Raw genomic sequence first — 21,418 nt, forward strand, 5'->3', positions numbered from 1 at the left:
TCTGGGACGATCCGCATTCGCGCGTTCATGCACCCGTGCGAGCCGGTTCCGGTTCGACGCAGTTTCGGCTCGGCTGCGTTCCAGTCCGGCTGAGTTCCGGTTCGATCCGCGTCAAATCAGGCTCCGCGCCCGTCGCTAGACGCTCGGCGACGGTCGCACCCGGCCCGTCGACCACTGCAGCGACACGCCCAGCAAGCCCAGCGCGCCCCACGCCCCGAGCCACGCGGCGGGCGAGAGCCCCGTCGGGAGGGGTGCGCCGAGTTCTGACATGAGCGTGACGGCCGACGCGAGCACGATCCCCGCGCCGAGCAGGCCCGTCACCACGCCCCCCATGCGCTGCGGCGCGAGCGATCCGCCCAGCAGGCCGACAAGCGCGCCGAACGCGGCCCCGAGCGCGAGCGTCTCGCGCGTGGGCGATGCCAGGTCCGCCCACCACGACGCGGCCCCATCGCGGGCCGCGAGCAGCGCGAACCGGCCGGTCTCGCCCGTCAGCAGCGCGCCGGCGCTGTCGAGCGCGGGCGGGATCGACCCGTCGATGACGAGCGACTCGGGGGCGGGAGGCCGGACGATCGTGCCGTTCGACGCCGCCAGGTAGATCACCGCGCCGAGCGCCCCCAGGGCGCCGAAGACGACCGCCCCGCCGCACGCGATGGCGAGGCGGAACACCGCGAGCGCGATCGCCCCGCCGATCAGCCCCCCCACCAGCGGCAGAAGCGCGGACACGGGCAGCCCGCCGAGGTGGGCGTCATTCCAGCCCGGGGCGGCCGCCAGCCCGAGCGCCACCCCGCCCGCGACGCCCGCAACCCCCAGCGCCGGACGCAGCAGCGCCCCGCCCCGGATCAGAAGCAGCAGCCCGGCCACAACCCCGCCCGCCAGGATCAGGGCGTAGAGGGGAAACCCGGGGATGGAAAGTGGAGCGGTCATGCGCGTGCAGCGGACAGTAGAGGTTCGGACGAATCGGTGTGGCTTTTCGAGTTTGGCGCGGATTTACCGGCGCATGGTCCGATGATTTCCCGGTCGGGCAACCGTGGGCCGCGCGCTGCGTACAGGCGGAGCGCCGGAACCGGGCAACCTGCGGCGCGCGAGCCCCGCGCGGCCGCTCGTACCGAACAGAACCCTATTTGCTCGCTCCCCCGGCGCACGGGCGGCAAGAAGCGGGCCCCGGGCCTGTTGAGCGCGAGCGAGCGGGTCTGTAGGATGTGCAGGTCCGGCGGGGTAAGACGCCCCGCGGGCGCGAAGCCCCGAGGGGCGGGTTCCGCGGCGTCGCGAGGCGCCGGGAACAGCGGCGCCTGACGCGCGAGCGTCGGGGCGCCGGGGCGCACGCAAGCCGAGCACGGGACCCCAAGGTGCCGCGAGGCGCGTGTGTGCATCGGTGAGATCAGGGAAGGAAGTCCGGCAGGCCGGACAACGAGCAGGAGTCGCCATGGATCGCACCATCCGCGTGGATCGTTCGGAACGCTCACGTCAGACCACCCGCCCGAGCGTGCTCTCGCGACTGGCGGGACGGCTGGCGTCGGCGGCGGGTCTGAGCGAGCGCATCAGCGCCGAACAGCTCGAGCGCCGTGAGCTGCTGTTCTCGCTCACGATCACCGCGGACAACGTGGACCCCGCGACGGGCATCGGGTACGCGTCGCAGTCGTTCGGGTACGTGCTCCCGCACCTGGCCACGAACGCCGAGCCCCAGACGCAGCAGCCGACCACGCGCGCCGAGCCCTTCGACGACGAGAACGCCGGCGCCGTCCCCAGCGGGCAGTTCTTCCTCGATTCCGGCATCCGCGCGCTGCACGGCATCGCGCCCGCGTCGGACTTCGCGATCCAGCCCGGCGGGACCGACGCCCAGGACCGCTGGCTGCGGGCCGCGCCGAACAACGTCGGCGAGTTCTTCGCCTTCGAACTCTGGAACGACTCGGAGAACCCCGCCTTCCGCATCCAGGCGACGCAGGCGACCATCGAGGTCGTTCCCGACGGGCCGACGGACAACACGGGCCTCTTGCCCGCCAACTTCCGCGCCACGCTCATCAGCAACAACCAGGTGATCGCGACCTTCCAGGGCGCGGCCCTGCAGGCGCTCATCACCGGCGCGAACCCGGCGCTGGGCGTGGGCGAGTACACCTTCGTCACCCCGCAGGGCACCGCCGGCTTCGACACGGTGCGCTTCGAGGTCATCACCGCCGTGGGCGGCAACCCCGCCTTCCGCATCGACCCCGTGACGTTCACGATCCCCGCGGCGAACAACGTCCAGGTTATCGCCGACTCGATCTTCGGCGCCACCATCGCGATCTCCGGGCCCGTCGGCACGCAGGTCGTGGTTGAGGACCTCTACGGCACGGACATGCGCGCCACGCTCGGGCTGGGCGTTCCGCAGGGCGGAACCCTCCCCTTCGTTGATCCCGACGGCAACGGCATCCCCAACTTCAACGTCGGCATCGGACGCATCCGCGTCCTGAACAGCGACGCGCGCACGACCGTCACGATGTGGGGCGGCGAGATCCAGTCCGCGACCGAGCGCCCCGACGACGCGTACGACTTCGACGGCCAGTTCGCCTTCACCATCACCGACGACATCCAGGGAATCTACGACGATTTCGAGGCGGCCGGCTTCGGCTATGCCTTCCGCGTCCAGAACGGGAACGTCACCGTGACGGGCCTGCCCCCCGGGCCGGGCTCGCTGGTCATCGGCTCGCCCTTCGTCCGCAGCCGCGCCCCCGGCGCCAGCCCGTACACCCCCGCCGCCGCGACCCCCGTCACCACCGGGTTCAACGAGGCCACGCAGGGCATCTTCGTCGAGAACGGGTCGATCGGCAGCATCTCGATCCATGGCATCGTGCACGGCGCGTCGCGTATCGCCGGCAGCGCCGACAAGATCAACATCGGGTATCTCGTCGGTTCGCTCACCGTCGAGGGCGACCTCGGCTCGCTCTACGTCGGCTCCGATCTCGGGCAGTGGTCGCCCGACCCCGACTTCACCCCGACGCCCGGCGAAACGGTCGATCAGAACAACAAGACCGGCTCGCAGGTCATCGTCGGGCGCACCGCCGGGACGATCGCGGCGGCCGGCCGCGGGCTGGCCGATATCACCGTCATCGGCGACATCAACAACCCGATCTCGCGCCCGGCGCGCGACGTGTTCACCTACTACGAGCGCGAGTGGATCGAGGGCATCACCACCACGGTCGAGGTCCGCGACCTCATCATCGACCACCTCGGCGCGAACACCCTCCTGGGCACGCGCAACCCCACCGATCTCTTCCGCCCCTTCGACCAGTACACCATCTTCGGGCTCAGCACCTTCCGCAACGACTCGCAGCTCACCAGCGAGTGGATCGGCTCGATCTCCTCGGGCGTGCGCATCCAGGGCGAACTCTCGGGCCAGGACCCGCTCAACGGCGAGGACGCGGCCGACGTCTACGGGTTCGCGGTCGACGGCACGCAGGACATCGTCATCGAGGGCGCCAACGGCCTGGCCGCCACCTCGCCCTACTTCCGCATCGTGGATCAGGACGGGCGAACCCTCGCCGCGCCGGAACTGCCGATCACATCGGGACGGTTCACGGCGTCCGTGCTGCGTTGGCGCCCGACGGCGCCCGGCGCGTACTACCTGGTCGTCTCCGACCCGCAGGCCAACGACACCGGCGTGGGCAACTCCGCCTACACCATCACCGTCACCGGCATGGCCACGACCACGCTGGGCGCGTACCGCACCGGCGCCGGCTCGGGCTTCACCGACTTCGGCAGCGGCGAGGGCAACTCCGTCAACGTGCTCGCCGGCAACGTCGGCTCCATCCGCATCGGCACCGGCTACGCCGGCCCCGACGGGGAGGAGCAGGACCCCACCGACACCATCAACACCGTGTCCTCCGCCGACGACGTCATGAGCTTCATCGGCGGGACCCACACCGTCCCGGGCTCGCTCTTCAACATCACCACCGGCTCGGACATCGGCTCGGCCAACGGCACCGCCTTCGCCACCGTCACCTTCCGCATCGGCGGCGACCTGGGCTCGCTCTACACCGGGCAGTCCGCCGCCGTGGGCCGCGGCGTCAACGAGGGCGATGTCAACTTCTTCGACCTCGCCGTCGGGCGCCGCATCGGCAGCATCGACATCCGCGGCGGGATCGGCATGGACCAGGACGAGACCGACCCGCGCGCCCGCATCGGCGTCAACAGCGTCAGCGTCCGCACCGGCACCGCCGGCGGCAGGGGCGACATCGGCTTCTTCCGCGTCGGCTTCCACGTCGGCGGCGACGCGCTCTCCGTCAACACCTCGCCCGGCTCGGTCGTGGGCGCGTTCCTCGTCAGCCAGGACGCCTACACCGACGCCGACGGGCGCTCGGGCATCTACCTCGGCAGCGAGGGTGTTCCCTTCGTCACCGGCCCGGGCTCGGACGTCCGCTTCGTCGACTTCCCGCGCCTCGACCTCCAGGCCAGCGTCAACATCCTGCTGCCCATCGTCGGCGACCGCCCGCTCGAGATCGTCGACGACAGCGGCGCACGCGTCACCATCTCCGTCGAGGGCGCACCCCCCGAGGTCCAGGTCGGCACCGTCCGCGTCCTCCCCATCGACGGCTCGCAGGGCGTCGCCATCGGCCAGATCACCGTCGATCTCTCCGGCGGACGAATCCTCCGCGTCCAGCCCACCCAGTCCGGCGGCGGCGGGGGCGGCACGGGCGGGGGCCTGGTCAGCATCGGGCGCATCATCGTCACCGGCAGCGACGGCGCCTCGAACATCGAGATCACCGGCACCACCGAGGTCGACGTCTACCGCATCGAGACCATCGCCGGCGGCGGCGGTGGCGGCGGCGGCGGCGCCGCGGGCGCGCTCAACGCCATCACCAATCGCACCCCGGGCGGCGACATCGTCTCCATCGACGTCGGCGGCCTGAACTTCATCGACCTCGCCGGCGACCTGGGTCGCACCCAGTGGCCCACGTGGGGTCCCATCAACTACGCCCCGTGGCTCGGGCTGGCGTCGGGCAGCGTGACCGCCGTGCGCGGCGCGCTCGGCGTCGGCGGCGAGAACGCCGGCGGCGGGGACGGCACCCCGCTCTACGACTTCGACTGGAACGGGGAGATCTTCCGCCCCGTCTTCGACGATCTCTTCACCGGCGGCAACGCCTACCTCGACGACATCGGCTCGCCCATCGACGGCTGGCTCAACGGCGCCGTCGTCCGCGGCGGCAGCGTTCAGGAGATCCGCGTCGACGGGGGTGTCGGCGACGTCATCCTCGCCGCCGACGACGGGCTCCTCACCCTCCTCAACGTCAACGCCGATCTGACCACCGCCTTCGGGCGCTTCGACGGGATCTTCGGGTCCATCTTCGCCAACGACATCGGGCGCATGAACCTGGGCGACGGCATCATCAACGTCACCAGCGGGCCCTTCGCCACCGCCGGCATCTTCACCCGCGACGACATCTTCGAGATCATCTCGGAGCGCGCCGGCGGCGTCACCATCAGCGCGCCCATCATCGCCGGCAACATCAACGACCCCGACATCATCGGCATCGAGCAGGACGGGATCGTCACGTTCCGCATCATGGGCGGGCGCATCGAGAACGCCTTCATCGCCGCCCAGAACCTCGACGGGTTCTGGAGTTCCTTCAACTTCGGCGAGGAGAACCTCTCCACCGGCGACATCCAGCGCATCGATGTGATGAACACGGACTTCTACGCGTCGACGATCCGGGCGCGCGAGCTCGTCGAGTTCAGCACCACCGGCTACTTCGACGCCTCCGAGATCTCCGCGACCGACCGCATCGGACGCGTCTCGGCACGCGGGTTCCGCAACAGCACCCTCACGGGCGAGCAGGACGAGGTCCGGCAGAACATCATCCTCGGCGCCCGCGACATCGAGAGCCTCACCGCGACCGAGGACATCAGCGACCTCGTCATCGACATCATCGGGTCCGTCACCCAGTCCATCACCGCCGTCAACATCAACCGCTCGAGCATCGACGTCGACAACGAGATCCGCCTCCTCTCCGTCACCAACGACCTCCGCGGGTCCGACATCAACACCGGCGCCGTCCCGACCATCACCATCGGCCGCAACCTCCAGTCCAGCACGCTCAGCGTCTCCGGACGCATCTCCACGCTCACCGTCGGCGGGGCCATCGGCAACGCCGAGATCGAGATCACCGGCCCGTCCGGCTCGATCGGCTCCATCACCGCGGCCCTCGGCTTCACCGGCTCGCTCCGCGCCAGCGGGCCCATCACCACCGTCACGGTCTCCAACGGCGATCTCGCGATCGACCTGCAGACCACCACGCCCCTGGGCAACGTCGGCACGCTCTCCGCCAGCCGCGACGTCGCGCTCTCCGCCGACATCTCGGGCGGCCTCACCTCCATCGTCGCCGGACGGCACATCGGGCTGCGCGACCGCCCGGGCGTGATCCTGGTGCGCGGGAACCTGCAGTCCGCCGCCGCGCCCAACGGGCAGCTCTACGCCGACATCCGTGTCTCCGGCTCCATCCTCGGCACGATCACCGTCGGCGGCGCCACGAACAAGCCCGGCCAGGACCTCGTCGGACGCGGGTCGGTCATCGCCGCCGGCTCCGTCGCCGGCGTCACCGTCACCGGCGACTTCGGCGGCGACATCATCAGCTACTCCGGCGGCATCGCCTCCGTCTCGATCACCAACGGGTCGCTGCTCCCCGGGCGGCGCATCGCCGCCTTCGACGGCAGCATCGCCTCCGTCATCATCACCAACGGCACCCTCTTCGGCAGCGTCCACGCGGACTACGACATCACCTCGCTGCGCGTCTCGGCCGGCACGGACGGCGTCTTCGGCGACATCGGCGTGAACCCCGCCTCGTCGTCGCTCGCGTTCTACGACAGCCGTCGCAACCAGCTCCCCGCGGGCCTCGCGCCCAGCGCGGCGGTGCAGGGCCCGGTCATCTCCGCGGGCTTCAACATCGTCAACGTCGCCGTCACCGGCGGGTCGGTCTTCGAGACCACCTTCCGCGCGGGCCGCTCGATCCGCACCATCACCATCGGCGGTTCGGTCGCCAACGACGCCTTCACGACCGGCGCCGGCAACTTCTTCATGGCGCGCGACTCCATCGACGCCGTCACCGTCAGCGGCGACGTCTCCAACGCCGCCTTCATCGCCGGCGTTGCCTCGCTCGGCAACGACGCCCGCCCCGGCGGCACCGGCGCGAACGCCGACATCATCACCGACGGCTCCATCGTCCGCGTCGCCGTCTCGGGCACCACCAGCAACACCTCCTTCTCGGCCGGCATCGCCCCGGGCGTCGACGGGCTGTACAACACCGCCGACGACCGCCAGGCGCTGGGCCTCTCGTCCATCGGCGCCCTCGCCCTGACCAACGTCGGCGCAAACGTCTCCGCCTTCGGCGACGCCCTCTCTTCCAGCGTCGCGAACGACGCCCGCCTCATCCGGGGCGGCACAAACCTCCCCAGCCTCAACCCCGACCTCGACAACGGCGCCGGCACGCCCGGCACCGCCTTCTCCGGCTCGCGCTCCTTCGACTACGCCGGCGCCAGCGTCACCATCGCCGTCTCCGGGCCCGGCCAGGCCTTCTTCGACACCGGCACCGGGCGCCTCACGCTCCGCAACTCCACCTCCGGGACGAACGTCACCGTCAACTCCAGCACCGGCTCCATCGCCAACTTCGACATCACCACCAACGACGACGCCTCGCTCGGCACCGTCACCGTCAACGCCACTCTCACGGGCGACAGCGACATCACCGTCGACGGCACGCTCGGCACCCTCACGCTGGGCGCCTACGCCGGCACGGGCACGATCTCCATCGGCGCCGACGCCGGAACCCTCACGTTCGCCTCCCTCACCGGCGGGTTCGTCGCGGCACGGGGCGTGCAGACCGTCCGTATCAACGGCGACTTCGGGGCCGCCTCCTCGCTCGTCACCGGCGAGGCGTCGCTCCGCGTGCGGTCGGCGTCGGCGATCACCATCACCGGCGCGGCCCGCGCGAACATCCACGTCGAACGCGACGTGCCGAGCATCACCGTCTCGGGCGTGGTCGAGCGTTCCAACATCAGCGTCGGGGCTAACCTGGGCACCTTCTCGGCCCCGTCCATCAGCCGCTCGTTCGTCTCCGCCGGCGACGCCCTGACCACCGTCGCCATCACGGGCGACGCGTTCGCGACGTCCTTCTCGGCGGGGCTGAACCTCGGCACCGACTCGGTCTTCGGGGGCACCGGCCTCGCCGCCGACGCCCTCTCCACCGGCTCCATCGGCACGGTCACCATCGGGGGCAACTTCCGCGAGTCCAGCATCACCGCGGGCTACAACCGCGGCGCGGACGGGTACTTCGGCACCACCGACGACACCATCGCCCCGGGCCGCTCCGCGATCACCAGCGTCGTGATCCGAGGCAACCAGGTCGGCTCCAGCCGCTTCAGCGAGACGTACCGCATCGCCTCGTCGGGCACGATCGGCACGGTCACGATCGGGGGCAGCACCTTCTCGGGCAGCGCGGGCAACTTCGCGACCGAGTCGCTCGGCCTCCCGCCCGCGCCCGTGCAGGTCGCCGACATCGTCCCGCGCGTCGACGCCGGGGTCTGGTACGCCGACATCATCTTCAACCAGCCCATCGACGCCTCGAGCCTGGGGAACTCGCTCAGCATCTACGAGGTTCGCGGCACCGGCGAGATTCTCCTGCGTCTCGTGCCCGGCACGGACTACTCCGTCTCGTACGACGCCGAGCGCAACGCCGCGGTCGTCGCCTTCAGCACCAGCGTCACCAATGCCAACATCCCGCAGGTCTCCGGCCGCCCCGGCCCGGGCATCTACCGCTTCATCGTTGACCAGGACCTCTTCCGCGCCCGCCTCAGCAACCAGTCCATCGACGGCAACGGCGACGGGTTCACCCTCGCGGGCGAGGACTTCTCCGGCGACGCCATCATCGGCGACGCCGGCGACAAGTTCACCGCCGGGACCGCCTTCGCCAACAACAACACCGCCAACCGCGTCGACTTCTACGCCCCCATCAACCTCGACCTGATCCTCGACCGCAACGACACCGCCGACGGCCTGCCCGACATCAACATCCCCTTCGTCATCCGCGGGTCCATCGGCGATCACCCCGACTCGCAGAACACCTACTTCAACTTCGGCAGCGATGTCGACCTCTTCGCCATCACGCTCCAGGCCGGGCAGATCCTCCGCCTCACCGGGCTCGGCGGCCCGGCCGAACTCGCCGGCCTCTCCGTCTTCGACCCCTCCGGCAACCCGCTCGGCCTCATCACCGACAACGCCTTCGCCACGTCGCTGCCCGTGCCGCAGGGCTCCGCCTTCGACGTGACCTTCCCCTCCGCCTACCTCATCCTCGTCACCGGCACCTACGTCATCGCCGTCGGCAACGCCGACACCGCCGCCGACACCCAGACCATCCCCAACAACCCGATCCCGCCGGGCGGCGTGGGCGATTACAACTTCACCATCACCATCTTCGACGACGGCGACACCGGCTTCAACGCGCCCACCAGCGCCGGCGACGGCGCCCCGGTCGTCTACCCGCCCGCGGCCATCGCCTTCGCCGGCGCCGACCGCGTGTTCGGCACGCCCGATGACTCCGCCGAGATCGTCGTCGGCGCCTTCACCTTCACCCTCGACCGCGGCACCGACGGCGCGCCCGACACCGCCGACGATCTCGTCGTCGGCTCCGACAACACCGGCATCACCACCACCCGCTCCAGCGACGGCACCATCACCACCTCCGTCCGCAGCGCCATCGGGCCCACAGGGCACGCCGGCGTCCCCGGCGAGGTCGCCTCCGACGTCGACATCTTCAAGCTCAACAACGCCCAGCCCATCGCCCCGGGCACCCGCATGATCATCACCGTCGGCCTGACCGAACTCGGCGCCGACCTCGGCAGCGCCCAGCCCGTCTCCGGCGATCGCGGCGAGCAGCGCATCTTCGTCGACAACCGCGGCGCCGTGCAGTTCGGCCTCTTCGACATTTCCTCCGCGCAGGGCATCGACGACGGCGTCCTCGTCTTCAGCCCCACCGACTTCACCCCCACCGGCGGCACGCCCAACACCGTCATCGCCGACAACGGCTCCACCCGCTACGGCTTCAACAGCGCCGGCGACTTCTACATCGACTTCATCGTCCCCGACCGCGCCGACTTCCCCGGCGCCGCCGGCTCCTTCGCCGTCTACCTCCAGGGCGTCTACAACACCGACTACACCATCACCGTCGTCCAGGGCGGCACCGGCCAGAACCTCACCACCCGCCAGAACGTGTTCATCGAGACCGACGGCGGGCAGATCGACTGGCTCCAGGTCGCCAACACCCTCACCACCATCGCCCCCTTCAACCCCGGCGCGCTCGGCTTCAACGGCGCCGCCTCCAACGGGCAGGACGTCCGCTCCTACATCCTGGCCCAGCTCACCTCCGCCCTCAACTCGCTCTTCGACAACGCCCCCGGCGGCGGGCTCGACGTCCGCTTCTCCACCAACCCCGCCGACTTCGAGGGCGAGCAGTTCTCCACCATCTACCTCTCCTCCACCGTCGATCCCATCGTCCCGCTCTTCGACCCCAACGTCGCCTTCAACTTCAACTTCCTCTCGCAGCAGTTCTTCAACACCCAGCCCTACGGCTTCAGCGAGCACAGCGACCCCTTCAACGCCGACGTCGAGGACGAGGGCGTCGTCTTCGTCCCCTCCTTCGCGCTCCTCGGCTTCACCCCCGGCCAGGTCGACATGGACAGGTTCGTCCAGTCCCTCACCGGCGCCGTCGCTCGCCGCGTCGGCGAACTCGTCGGCCTGCGCATCGCCGACAACAACGCCCTGGGCACCGTCGTCTTCGATCCCTTCGCCGCCAACTCCCCGGACCTCCAGCCCGGCATCGGACGCACCTTCACCATCCCCAACTTCGACCGCTCGCTCTCCACGCCCTTCGACGGCGTGCAGCGCAGCGACTTCTTCCTCGGCCAGCAGAACGCCCGCTCGCTCCTCGACAACGTCATCTCGCCCGGCTGATCCCGGCCTCGACCGCACGCGACACCACACGACCCCCGGGGCCCGCGCCCCGGGGTTTTTCGTTTCATGGTGCTCCCAATCCCGAGCGGCCCGACGCGTCTACGCGCCCGCGCCGTCCGCGCCACGCTCGCCACCGCGCGTCAGCGCGTGCAGCGCCCGCCCCACCTGCTCCGCGCGGGAGACCAACGCCGCCAGCGCCTCGCCCACGCGGCGTGCATCGTCCACGCGGGCCGCGAGCGCCGTCGCATCCTCGGCCTCGGGCGCCTCGCGCGCCCGCGCCGCCCGGCGCTCGAAATCCACCAGCGCCGCCTCCAGGCCCGTGCTCAGCGTCTGCGCCCGGCGCTCGAACTCCGCCAGCGAGGCGCCCAGCGTCGCCGCCGCGCCGCGCGACTCTCGATCGAGGTGCGCCGCCGACTCCGCCGCGCCCGAGCACGAGGCGTCCACGGCGCGTGACACCTCGCCCGCACGCTCGTCCAGCGTGCGGAGGAGCGTGCGGACGCGGGCCTCGGCCTCCCCCGCCGCCGCCGCGCTGGCTTCCACCTGACGCGCGAGCGCCGTGACGCGCACGACCGCCTCCGACGCCGCCCGCTCGATCGCCTCGCCGAGACGCGCGGGCAGGTCCTCGTGCCCGTCCGGCCCGCCGCCGCGCGGTTCACCCGCGCCCGCCCCCCCACGCGCCAGCGCCCGCTCGACTTCCACCCGGACGAGCGTGCGCAGTTCCTCCGTCGCGCCCGCGGGGCGCGCGCTCAACTGCTCACGCAGCGACGACGAGGCCTGCGCGAGATGCTCGGCGATTCCCTTGACCTCGACCCCCGCGCGGCGCAGCGCGTCCTCGCGCGCGTGCGATTCGCGCAGCAGCGCACGCAGCGACGCCGCGTAGTCCTCGAACGCGCGCTCGTCGACCACGCGGGGCGTCAGGAAGACCCGCTCGATCGTCGACTCGAGGGACGACGCGCCGGGGTCCGCCGGGTGCGGGCCGCGCGGCGCCGGCTCGCGCGGGTGGTCCGTGCTGCGCGCATCGGTCATGGGCCCAGCATACCCGCCGCGGCCCACGCCCGCCCGCATACGCTCCCCCCATGGCACGCTCCGCGACGACCGCGAAGTCGCCCGCTCCGCCCGGCGTCCGCCTCCAACGCGTGCTGGCCGATGCGGGCGTCGCCGCCCGCCGGGCCTGCGAAGAACTCATCGAGCAGGGGCACGTCCGCGTCAACGGCGTCGTCGTGCGCCGTCTGCCCGCCTTCGTCGACCCGGACAACGACCGCATCGAGGTCGACGGACGCCCCGTCCGCGTCTCGCACCGGCGCCTGTGCATCATGGTGCACAAGCCCGAACGGACCCTCGTCGCCGACGAGGACGCCTCCGGGCGCCCCACCGTCACCAGCATCGTCGACCACCCATCCGGGGAACGCCTCTTCCCCGTCGGACGCCTCGACTTCGATTCCACCGGCCTCGTGCTGCTGATGAACGACGGCGAACTCGCCAACCGCCTCACCCACCCGCGGTACGGCATGGCGAAGACCTACCACGTCGTGGTGCGGGGGCCCGTGGATGAATCCGCCGTCGACGCCATCCGCCACAAGGCGGTGCTCGCCGCCCGGCGCGACGACGCCGACCGGGGAGTGGCACGCCGCGCGTCGGAGGCGCCGGAGGTGCGCATCGTGAAGCGCGAACCCGGACGCACCACGCTGGAAGTCACCCTCCGCGAAGCCCGCAACCGCCAGCTCCGCGACGTCCTCAAGCACCTGGGGATGCCCGTCAAGAAGCTCACCCGCGTGGGCATCGGACCGCTGCGCCTCTCGGGCTTGGCCGTCGGACGCTGGCGCGAACTCACCCGCGACGAGGTCCGCGCGCTGCGTGACGCCGCGTTCCCGGCAAGAACCACCCGGGGTTCGCCGAAGAAGAAAGCGCCGCCCGCGGCGAACGCCCCGGCACGTCCTCCCGCGCGTCCTCCCGCTCGAAACCCTGCACGGCCTTCCGCACGTCGCCCGTCATGAAGCACCCCAAGTTCAGGAACTCCCGCCCGCGTCCGGTCCACACGATCCAGCGTGTGCTGGGGGGACTGCCGCTGGATTCGGGCGTCGCGGCACGTTCCGAAGCCGTCCCCGCCGGGCTCTTCCGCTCCCTCTTCCACATGGTGCACCTGGTGCTCGTCGGCATCCGACGATCGCACCTCACGCGCATGGCCGGCGCGCTCTCGTACCGCACGATGTTCGGGCTCATCCCCGTCATCGTCGTCGTCGCCGTCGCCCTCGCCGCGTTCACCAGCCAGAACACCCAGCAGTCCGTCATCCGGCAGATGCTCGTCTACGCCGGGCTCGATCGCATCCGCATCGACATCCCGGCCTCGCCGCCCGGCACGCGCGAACCCCCGCACTTCGAAGGCCCGGGCGCCGGCAGCACCGAGCCAGCCCCGCCGCCGGATGATTCCGTGGATCGCGTCGTGCAGTCGCTCCCGGCCGATTCCACCGCCAGCACCATCCAGGGCGATGGCGGCACCGCGCAGGTGGTCGTCGACCCGCCCCCCGCGCTCGACGAGTGGATCAACGCCAAGGCCGTCGACATCGCCGGGAAGATCAAGCAGCTCCCGTTCAACATGATCGGGCTGATCGCGATCTGCACGCTGATCTACGCGGCCGTCTCGATGCTGGTGGAGATCGAGCAGGCTTTCAACGACATCTACCGCGCGCCCGAGGGGCGAAGCTGGATCCGCCGCATTGTCCAGTACTGGACGCTGCTCACGCTGGGGCCCGTGCTGCTCATCGCGAGCTTCACCATCACCCATTACCTCTCGAGTTCCGCCGAATCGCTCGCGGAGATCGGGGGCGAGACCGTCAAGAGCACGATCCTCAGCGTGCTGCGCTTCCTGTTCGCCTCGGGCGTGAGCACCGTCCTGCTGGTAGTCATCTACACGACCGTGCCGAACACGCGCGTGCAGGCGGCCCCCGCCTTCCTGGGTGCGCTCGTCGCGGGGTGCCTGTGGGAACTGGGCAAGTTCGGCTTCACCTGGTACGTGGAGTTCGCCACCCGCCCCGGCCCGGGCACCAACTACGCGAACCTCTACGGCGCCGTCGCCATCCTCCCGCTGTTCCTCATCTGGGTCTACGCGTCGTGGCTGATCGTGCTGCTCGGGCTGCAACTGGCGTACTCGATGCAGACGTACCGCCAGGCGACCGCGCGCGGGCTCACGCGCTCCGTGCTCGCCACGCTGGGCCTCATCGAGGACCACACCGCCGGACGCGCCCGGTTCGTCGATCCCGCGGGCGTGGTCGTCGTCATGTCGTCGATCGCCGAGCGCTTCCGCCAGGGCCAGTCCACCGATCACAACCACGTCGCCGAGCGCACGGGCATCGACGAGCAGGCCGTGGGGCAGATGCTCGAGAAGCTCGAGCAGGCCGGGCTGGTGCATCGCGTCGCGAGCGGGGCCGACAGCCTCGCGTGCTACGCGCTCTCCCGCCCGCCCGAGAAGATCCTCGCGACCGACGTTCTGGGTCTGGGCGACGCCCTGGTCGGCTCGCAGGATCCCCACCTGCCCCGAGGTCCCGTCCCCGAACTCGTCGACCGGGCCCGGTACGATGTCTTGGCGGGCAAGACCATCGCCGATCTGATCCCGCCGCCGCCCGAGCCCGAAGAACCCGACGCCCGGCGTCCCGTTCCCGCAACACCCCAAGCGAGCCCTGCGTGACCCGCCGCACGATCCTTGTCGCCGCCCTGCTCAGCACGCTCGCCGCCGGCGGCTGCTACTCGCGCACCGTCTCCACCCGCGGCATCGGCGCCTCGGGCGTCAGCGTGCAGAAGCCCTACCGCTCCGAGACCGCCGCCGACCGCTGGGTGGATTCCCTCACCGCACCGCCCCCCAAGAAATCCACAACGCGTTGGACGGGCGACGCCGGCTCCGGCTCGGTCTCCACGCCCCGCACCGTCGCGCCCGCGACCGTCCCCGCCCCGAAGTAGCACGGCGGCACGCGTATAGTTGGTGTCGGGCCTCTCACGGCGCGACACGGGAGTTTGCATGGGCCTCGAAGCCGCCTTGCCTGTCGACGGGTTCGTCACCACCCAGATGCGCCACGTCATCAACTGGGCGCGCCGCAGCAGCCTCTGGCCCATGCCCTTCGCCACCGCGTGCTGCGGCATCGAGCTCATGGCCACCGCCTGCTCGCGCTACGACCTCGCCCGCTTCGGCGCCGAGGTCATGCGCTTCAGCCCCCGCCAGGCCGACCTGCTCATCGTCGCCGGTCGCATCGCCATCAAGATGCTCCCCGTCCTCCAGCGCATCTACGAGCAGATGCCCGAGCCCAAGTGGGTCATCTCCATGGGCGCCTGCGCCAGCACGGGCGGCGTGTTCGACACCTACGCCGTCGTCCAGGGCTGCGACCAGTTCATCCCCGTCGACGTCTACGTCCCCGGCTGCCCCCCGCGCCCGGAACAGCTCATCGAGGGCGTCATGGCCATCCAGCGCCACATCGACCAGGAAGGCATCCCGCCCCCGGGCGGCAAGCGCGTGCCGCTGGGCCTGGTCCTGCAGCCGACCCACATCCCGCGCCCCCAGCCCGTCGGCGTCACCCTCGCCCGCTGAGGGCCGCTCGCTACAACATCACAACGTCGCTCGCCTTGAATGTGCGCTCATTGCATCCAGCCGCACGCGCGTTCGTGCTATCGACTTTCCTCTTCAGGCTGGACGACACCCCCACGCTCCGGTAGCCTTCCCGCGGGAGGGTTCCCCATGCGGATCGTCGTGTCCTGCGTCCTGCTGCTGTGCGTCCTGCTCTCGCCCGCCCGCGCGCAGCCCGACACACCCCTGGACGCCAACCTCCTTGCGGCCCTCGCCGCCGCACCCCCCGAGTTCTCGGGCCCGGGCGCCGTCATCACCCTACCCCTGCCCGACGGCGGCCAGACGCGCGTCGAAGCGTGGGACTCGCCCGTCATGCACGCCGACCTCGCGGCGAGGTACCCGCAGATCCGCACCTTCGCCGTCCGGGGTGTCGACAACCCGGCGATGGTCGGCCGCGTTGACCTCTCGCACAACGGGCTGCACGCCCTGCTCCTGGCGCCCGGCGAAGACACCGTCATCTCCGCCGTCCCGGGCGACCCCGCGCGCGTGGTCTCGCGCCGCTGGGCCGATGTCGCCGGCGTCATCGACTGCGCGGTCGGGCCCGAGCACGGCGCGCCGCTGCCCGTCGAGCCCGGCACATACACCGAGCGCGGCCCGCTGCCGCTGCGCACCTACCGCTTCGCGATGGCCTGCACCGGCGAGTTCGCGGTCTTTCACAGCGAACGCCAGGGGCGCCCCGCGAACGTCCCCGACGCCCTCGCCGCGATCGTCACCATCACGAACCGCACGAACGCCGTCTTCGAGCGCGATATGCGCGTGCGCTTCCTGCTCGTACCCAACAACGACGTGCTCGTGTTCCTCGACCCCGCCACCGACCCGTACGACGGCACGTCGAGCGGCAACAACCTCGGCGCGAACGTCGACACACTCCGCGCCCGTATCGGCGACGCCAACTTTGACCTCGGGCACCTCGTGACCCGCATCCCGGGCGGGGTCGCGTACCTCCGGGCCGCGTGCACGGCCAACAAAGCCGGCGGCATCTCCGGCACGCCGCGCACCGCCGACGACGATCCGCTCTCCGGCGAAGTGGTCATGCACGAGATCGGGCACCAGCTCGGCGCGAACCACACCTTCAACGGCACCGTCGGCTTCTGCGCCGGCAACCGCGCGTCGAGCGCCGCGTGGGAGCCCGGCTCGGGCACCACCATCATGAGCTACGCCGGCAGTTGCCCCATCGGCAACGTGCCCCCGGGCGACAACATCCTGATCAACCGCGATCTCATGTTCCATCTCGGCAGCATCGGCGAGATGGTCACCTTCCTGGGGACCGGCGGAGGAGGCGCGTGTGCTGGAACGGTGGACACGGGCAACGCCGCGCCGACGATCACGGGGCTGCCGCCCGCGTCGAGTCTTGCGATACCCCGGCTGACGCCCTTCGAGCTGACGGCCAGCGCCTCGGACCCGAACGGCGACACGCTCACGTACTCATGGGAGCAGTTCGACCTCGGGCCCCCGCAGACGCTCGACGATCCCGACAACGGGCTCTCGCCGCTGTTCCGCGTCTTCCAGCCCGCGCCGACCGGCACACGCCACTTCCCCGCACTTGCACGCGTCCTCGCGGGTGAGCCCTCGCGGGGCGAGCAGTTGCCGAGCGTGGCGGGCACGCGCCGGTTCCGCGTCGCCGTGCGCGACAACCACCCGGGGGCGGGGGCGGTGACGACGTCGGGCGTCATCTCGATCCAGGTCGTCAACGCCGCCCCGTTCGTGGTGACCGAGCCCGCCCCCAACACCGTGCTGTACCCGGGGCCCGCCACGATCCGGTGGGACGTCGGCGGCACGACAGCGCCGCCGATCAGCACGCTGACGGTGACGGCACGTCTGTCCCTGGACGGGGGCGCGACATACCCCATCGTGCTGGCGGGTGGCCGGCCCAACATCGGGGTCGCGTCGGTGGTCATCCCGGAGGCGTACTCGACGAACGCCCGCATCCGCCTGGAGCCGCAGGGCAACGTGTACCGCGCCTACTCCGGGCCGCTGGAGATCCGCCGCTGCACCGTCGACGTCGACTGCGACGGCAACGCCGACCAGGACGACCTCGCGTGCCTGGCGCAGGCCGTCGCGGGCGACCCGAGCTGCCTGTGCGTGGGCGACGCCGACATCAACACCGACGGCAACGTTGATCAGGATGACATCCTGACCCTCGCCCAGCGCATCGCCGGGGCACCCTGCCGGTGATTCGGTCTCGTTGATCTGGCCGTTCTGCGAGCCCGACGCGCTACGAGCCCGAAACGCGAGCGAGGGTTCTTCTCCGAACGCGCCCGCGAGGGCCGCCTCACCCCGGCTCGGTTCCTGCGGGCCTGCCTCGCCGCGCGTTGTACGCGGCCCCGCACGCTACCGGTAGTCGCCATCGTCCCACAGCGCGGGCACGACCACGTCGCTCGCGCTGATGATCTGCGCGTGCGTGTCGAGGAAGAGCACGTTGGCTCCGGTCACATGGCGCTTGGGCGCGATGCGCTGCGCTTCGGTCGGGGTGTTCGGCCCGCTCCCGTTCACACTGCTGATCCGCCACATGTCGTAGAAGATCGAGATCGTCAGCTCAGAGTTGCCCGCCGCGTAGTTGTTCCCCCAGCGCAGGCCGTTAGGGTCGTCGGTGAAGCACGTCAGATACGCGGTCTTCGACGGGCGAACGTACCGGAACATCGGCGTCGGCGGCTTGGACTCGTTCGTGGCCGTCGGCTGCCCGGCCGAGAGCCGGAAGCGCAGCCCGTTGTTCACATAGTGAATGTTGTGCGGGTCCTTCGGACGCGACGGATCACGGTACGCGAAGCAGTTCACGTACTGATCGCTCAGTCCCGCGTTGCTCTGGCTCGAGACCGCGCGCGAATCCAAGAACGGTCGGAGATTGAACGCCCACGAGATGTTGTACGGCGCCCGATTCGTACGGCTGACGTACCACGCCGGGACATGCGGTGCACCGCCCGGGTTGAGCGACTCGCTCACCCCGGCCTCGCGCGGCGTCATCTCCTTGTACGACTCGGCGTACAGCCCCAACGCCACGCCGATCTGCCGCTGATTCGACAGGCAGACGGTCGCCCGCCCCGCGGCCCGGGCCTTCCCCAACGCCGGCAGCAGGATGCCGATCAGCAGCGCGATGATCGCGATCACCACCAGCAGTTCGATGAGGGTGAACGCGCGCGACGTGCCTGCCCCGGGAGGTCGCATGGGGATAACTTACCCCCAACGCGCCCGGCTGTCTACTGTGTTCGGCCCTAGTTCGGAGGGCTACTTGTCGGCCACGTTCAGCGACCGACCCACCCGACGCTTGCGGTTGATCATCTTCCGCCCGTTCGTGGTCTTCATGCGCGCCCGGAACCCGAGCGAACGCTTGCGCTTGATGCGGCTTGTGCGGTGCGGATAGTGCATGGCGCCTTCCTGGGAATCTGCCCGGCTGCAACCGTCGCCCGCCGGGCCGCAATGATAGACCCCCACCCTGCCCCAGTCGAGCCCGGACCCCCCACCTCCGCACCCGCGTCGGCTCGGCGTGCATCCTCGGGGCGTTCTCACTAAACTGTCGGTTGCAGCCGGTTCGGCTCCAAGCGGGGGTGTGTGCACGAATGGACGCGGAGCGGCGTCAACAGGCCGAGTTCATCCTTGGGCACCGCTTCCGCGACCCCTCACTCCTCGAACGCGCGCTTACCCATACCTCCACCGCCGAGAACGGCCTGGCCAGCAACGAACGCCTGGAGTTCCTGGGCGACGCCGTCCTGGGAATGTTCGTCTGCGAGGCGGTCTACCGCCGGTTCCCGAACCTCCGCGAAGGCGAGATGACCAAGATCAAGTCGTCGGTGGTCTCGCGCGACACGTGCGCCCAACTGGCCCGCGACCTGGGCATCGAGGACCTGCTCATCCTGGGCAAGGGAATGCAGTCCGCCGCCCTGCCCCCCTCCCTCGCCGCCTGCGCGCTCGAGTCCATCCTCGGCGCCCTGTACCTCGACGCCGGCTGGGAGCGAACGAACGAGTTCCTGAGGCCGCTGATCGAGCCGATCATCGAGCGGACGGCCCTGAGCGGGCACCAGGAGAACTTCAAGAGCGTGTTGCAGCAGTACGCCCAGCAGCACTTCGGCTGGGCGCCGAACTACCGGGTGCTCGACGAGCAGGGCCCGGACCACGCCAAGTGCTTCAAGGTGCGCGCCGAGATCGGCGGGCGCTGCTTCGAGCCGTGCTGGGGGTCGACCAAGAAAAAGGCCGAACAGTCCGCCGCACTCGTCGCCCTGCGCGACCTGGGCTTCGTCAGCGAGACCGCCGAGGGCGGGCTGGTGGTCGTCATCCCCTCGAACTGATCCCTACCGCACGGGCGTCAGGTCGAGCACCACCGGCAGGTGGTCGCTCGCGGCCGAGTCGTCGCGGCGCACGCCCAGGGGCTCCAACGCGGCGTCGGTCAGGCGTGCGCTGTCGAACACGAACGACACACTCTCGCACGCCGAGTCGCTGTACATCAGGAAGTCCAGGCGTCCGGGCGGGAAGGGCGTCCCGGGGTCGCGCCAGGTCGTGTACGTGCGATCCCCCAGCACCCGCGCGTCCGCGACGTCCAGGTCCGTGCCGTCTACGTCCAGCCCCGATCGCAGCAAGTCCAGAGGCGGACGCGAGCCCACCAGATTGATGTCCCCGCCGATAACGCGCGGGCCCACCAGCCGCCCCTCGCTCTCGGACGCGCGATCCCCGCCCGTCCGCGTGCGCACCTGCCCGCGCAGGAACTCGTTGATCGCCCGCGCCTCGGCCATGCGCTGCCGGTCTTCGCGACTGTCCTTGTATCCGCAGCACTTCAGGTGCATCGACGACGCGAGCATGTCGCCCAGCGGCGTGCGCACGATCGCCGCCGCGACGCGCACCGTCGAGTCGCGCTCGCCGTCATTCATCCGCAGCGGCCCGGGCACGCGCTCGAGCGGGAACCGCGACGCCACCAGCACCCCGCCGCCTTCTCCGAGATCTCCCGGAGCCTTGTGCACCGTCCACCCCGGGAACCCGGCCGCCTCCAGCCACGCCCGCACCGAGGCCTCGTCCCCCTGGTCCCACTCCTGGATGAGCACGACGTCCGGGCTCAGCGCCCGCAGGATGCGTCCGAAGGGCTCCGGGTTCGAGGCCGGGGCGCTCCGCTCGACGTTCCACGACACCACCCGCACGCCGTTGCGCGGCGCGGTGGGCGGGGACAGGCTCGAAAGGCGCTTGCCCCCCGCGCACACGTCCTCGATGGCCGCCTCGCACGGGTCGGCCCACGCCGTTACCCGCCCGTCGGGCGCGCGCAGGCACACGGCGACGCGCGCCAGCCCCGTGCCGGCAAGCCCGGCCGACGCCGGGTACATCGGCACGTCCGGCGTGCGCGAGATGCGCAGTTCGTACCAGCTCGAGGCGTACGTCGGCGCCACGACGACGTCCGTCGCGCCCGGCGCCACGCTCTCACGCCGCCCGTCGGCGTGCACCGTCCACACCGCGACGCCCCGCCCGGCCGACCCGTCCGGGCGCCGCGGCGAAAACTCGATCTCCGCGTCGACGCCCATGCCCGCGAGCGGGCCTTCCGCGTCCACGCGTCCGGTCGAGGGGCTCGCGTCCGCGTCGATCGAGACCACCACGCTGTTCGGCGCCGACTGGAGCGAGAACTGCTGGCCCTCCACGGTGAACCGCACGTAGAGGTAGTGCTCGTCCGCGAACGCCGCCACCTCGGAGGGCCACTCCGAGATGTCGCCGTCGAGAATCACCCCGTGCGTTCGGAGCGTCGGCGCCTCGGCCACCGGTTGGGCCGTCTGGCAGCCGGCCGCGAGCAGCACCCCCACCAGCGCGACCGACAGCCCGCGCCACGTCTTGAGCCGTGTGTTCATGCCGGCAACTATCGCGGCTCTCGT

12 protein-coding genes are annotated in these 21,418 nt (G+C 70.9%); 7 read left to right on the plus strand and 5 right to left on the minus strand.

The window, feature by feature from the left end; translation table 11 throughout:
* Nucleotides 1-135: 135 nt before the first annotated feature.
* Nucleotides 136-924 (minus strand): hypothetical protein, encoded by a 789-nt coding sequence (locus SFY69_09735; GenBank protein ID MDX2132320.1) that lies wholly within the window; start codon nt 922-924, stop codon nt 136-138.
* A 499-nt stretch (nt 925-1,423) separates the two neighbouring features.
* Between SFY69_09735 and SFY69_09740 the strand changes: the two genes are divergently transcribed.
* Nucleotides 1,424-10,972: a hypothetical protein gene (locus SFY69_09740; protein ID MDX2132321.1), complete on the plus strand. Its 9,549-nt coding sequence runs from the start codon at nt 1,424-1,426 to the stop codon at nt 10,970-10,972.
* A 99-nt stretch (nt 10,973-11,071) separates the two neighbouring features.
* Here the strand turns inward: SFY69_09740 and SFY69_09745 are convergent, their stop codons facing one another.
* Nucleotides 11,072-11,998: a hypothetical protein gene (locus SFY69_09745; protein MDX2132322.1), complete on the minus strand. Its 927-nt coding sequence runs from the start codon at nt 11,996-11,998 to the stop codon at nt 11,072-11,074.
* Between the two features lie 50 nt (nt 11,999-12,048).
* On the opposite strand from SFY69_09745, the gene SFY69_09750 reads away from it, so the two are divergent.
* The 5 genes from SFY69_09750 (at nt 12,049) to SFY69_09770 (ending at nt 17,756) form a co-directional block, all read left to right on the plus strand.
* A complete protein-coding gene (locus SFY69_09750) occupies nt 12,049-12,966 on the plus strand; it encodes a pseudouridine synthase (protein MDX2132323.1) in 918 nt (305 codons plus the stop codon).
* Nucleotides 12,963-14,654, plus strand: coding sequence for a YhjD/YihY/BrkB family envelope integrity protein (locus SFY69_09755; GenBank protein MDX2132324.1), 1,692 nt, complete (start codon nt 12,963-12,965; stop codon nt 14,652-14,654). The genes SFY69_09750 and SFY69_09755 overlap by 4 nt, the downstream gene beginning before the upstream one ends.
* Complete coding sequence (locus SFY69_09760) at nt 14,651-14,923, plus strand: hypothetical protein (protein MDX2132325.1); 273 nt, start codon at nt 14,651-14,653, stop codon at nt 14,921-14,923. Before SFY69_09755 ends, SFY69_09760 begins: the two co-directional genes overlap by 4 nt.
* A 58-nt stretch (nt 14,924-14,981) precedes the next feature.
* The gene (locus SFY69_09765) at nt 14,982-15,545 is read left to right on the plus strand and encodes an NADH-quinone oxidoreductase subunit B family protein (protein MDX2132326.1); all 564 of its coding nucleotides are present in this window, start codon (nt 14,982-14,984) and stop codon (nt 15,543-15,545) included.
* A 147-nt stretch (nt 15,546-15,692) separates the two neighbouring features.
* Complete coding sequence (locus SFY69_09770) at nt 15,693-17,756, plus strand: M12 family metallo-peptidase (GenBank protein MDX2132327.1); 2,064 nt, start codon at nt 15,693-15,695, stop codon at nt 17,754-17,756.
* Nucleotides 17,757-17,912: 156 nt separating this feature from the next.
* Here the strand turns inward: SFY69_09770 and SFY69_09775 are convergent, their stop codons facing one another.
* Together SFY69_09775 and rpmH are read right to left on the minus strand one after the other, a co-directional pair.
* Nucleotides 17,913-18,743, minus strand: a complete 831-nt coding sequence (locus tag SFY69_09775; GenBank protein ID MDX2132328.1) for a DUF1559 domain-containing protein — start codon at nt 18,741-18,743, stop codon at nt 17,913-17,915.
* Nucleotides 18,744-18,803: 60 nt separating this feature from the next.
* A complete protein-coding gene (gene rpmH / locus SFY69_09780) occupies nt 18,804-18,944 on the minus strand; it encodes a 50S ribosomal protein L34 (protein ID MDX2132329.1) in 141 nt (46 codons plus the stop codon).
* 191 nt (nt 18,945-19,135) lie between these two features.
* On the opposite strand from rpmH, the gene rnc reads away from it, so the two are divergent.
* Nucleotides 19,136-19,861, plus strand: coding sequence for a ribonuclease III (rnc, locus tag SFY69_09785; GenBank protein MDX2132330.1), 726 nt, complete (start codon nt 19,136-19,138; stop codon nt 19,859-19,861).
* Between the two features lie 3 nt (nt 19,862-19,864).
* On the opposite strand, the gene SFY69_09790 is transcribed toward rnc, so the two are convergent.
* The gene (locus SFY69_09790; GenBank protein MDX2132331.1) at nt 19,865-21,394 is read right to left on the minus strand and encodes an endonuclease/exonuclease/phosphatase family protein; all 1,530 of its coding nucleotides are present in this window, start codon (nt 21,392-21,394) and stop codon (nt 19,865-19,867) included.
* Between the last annotated feature and the right edge of the window lie 24 nt (nt 21,395-21,418).

Source organism: Planctomycetota bacterium (assembly GCA_033763975.1).
Lineage (GTDB): Bacteria > Planctomycetota > Phycisphaerae > Phycisphaerales > UBA1924 > RI-211.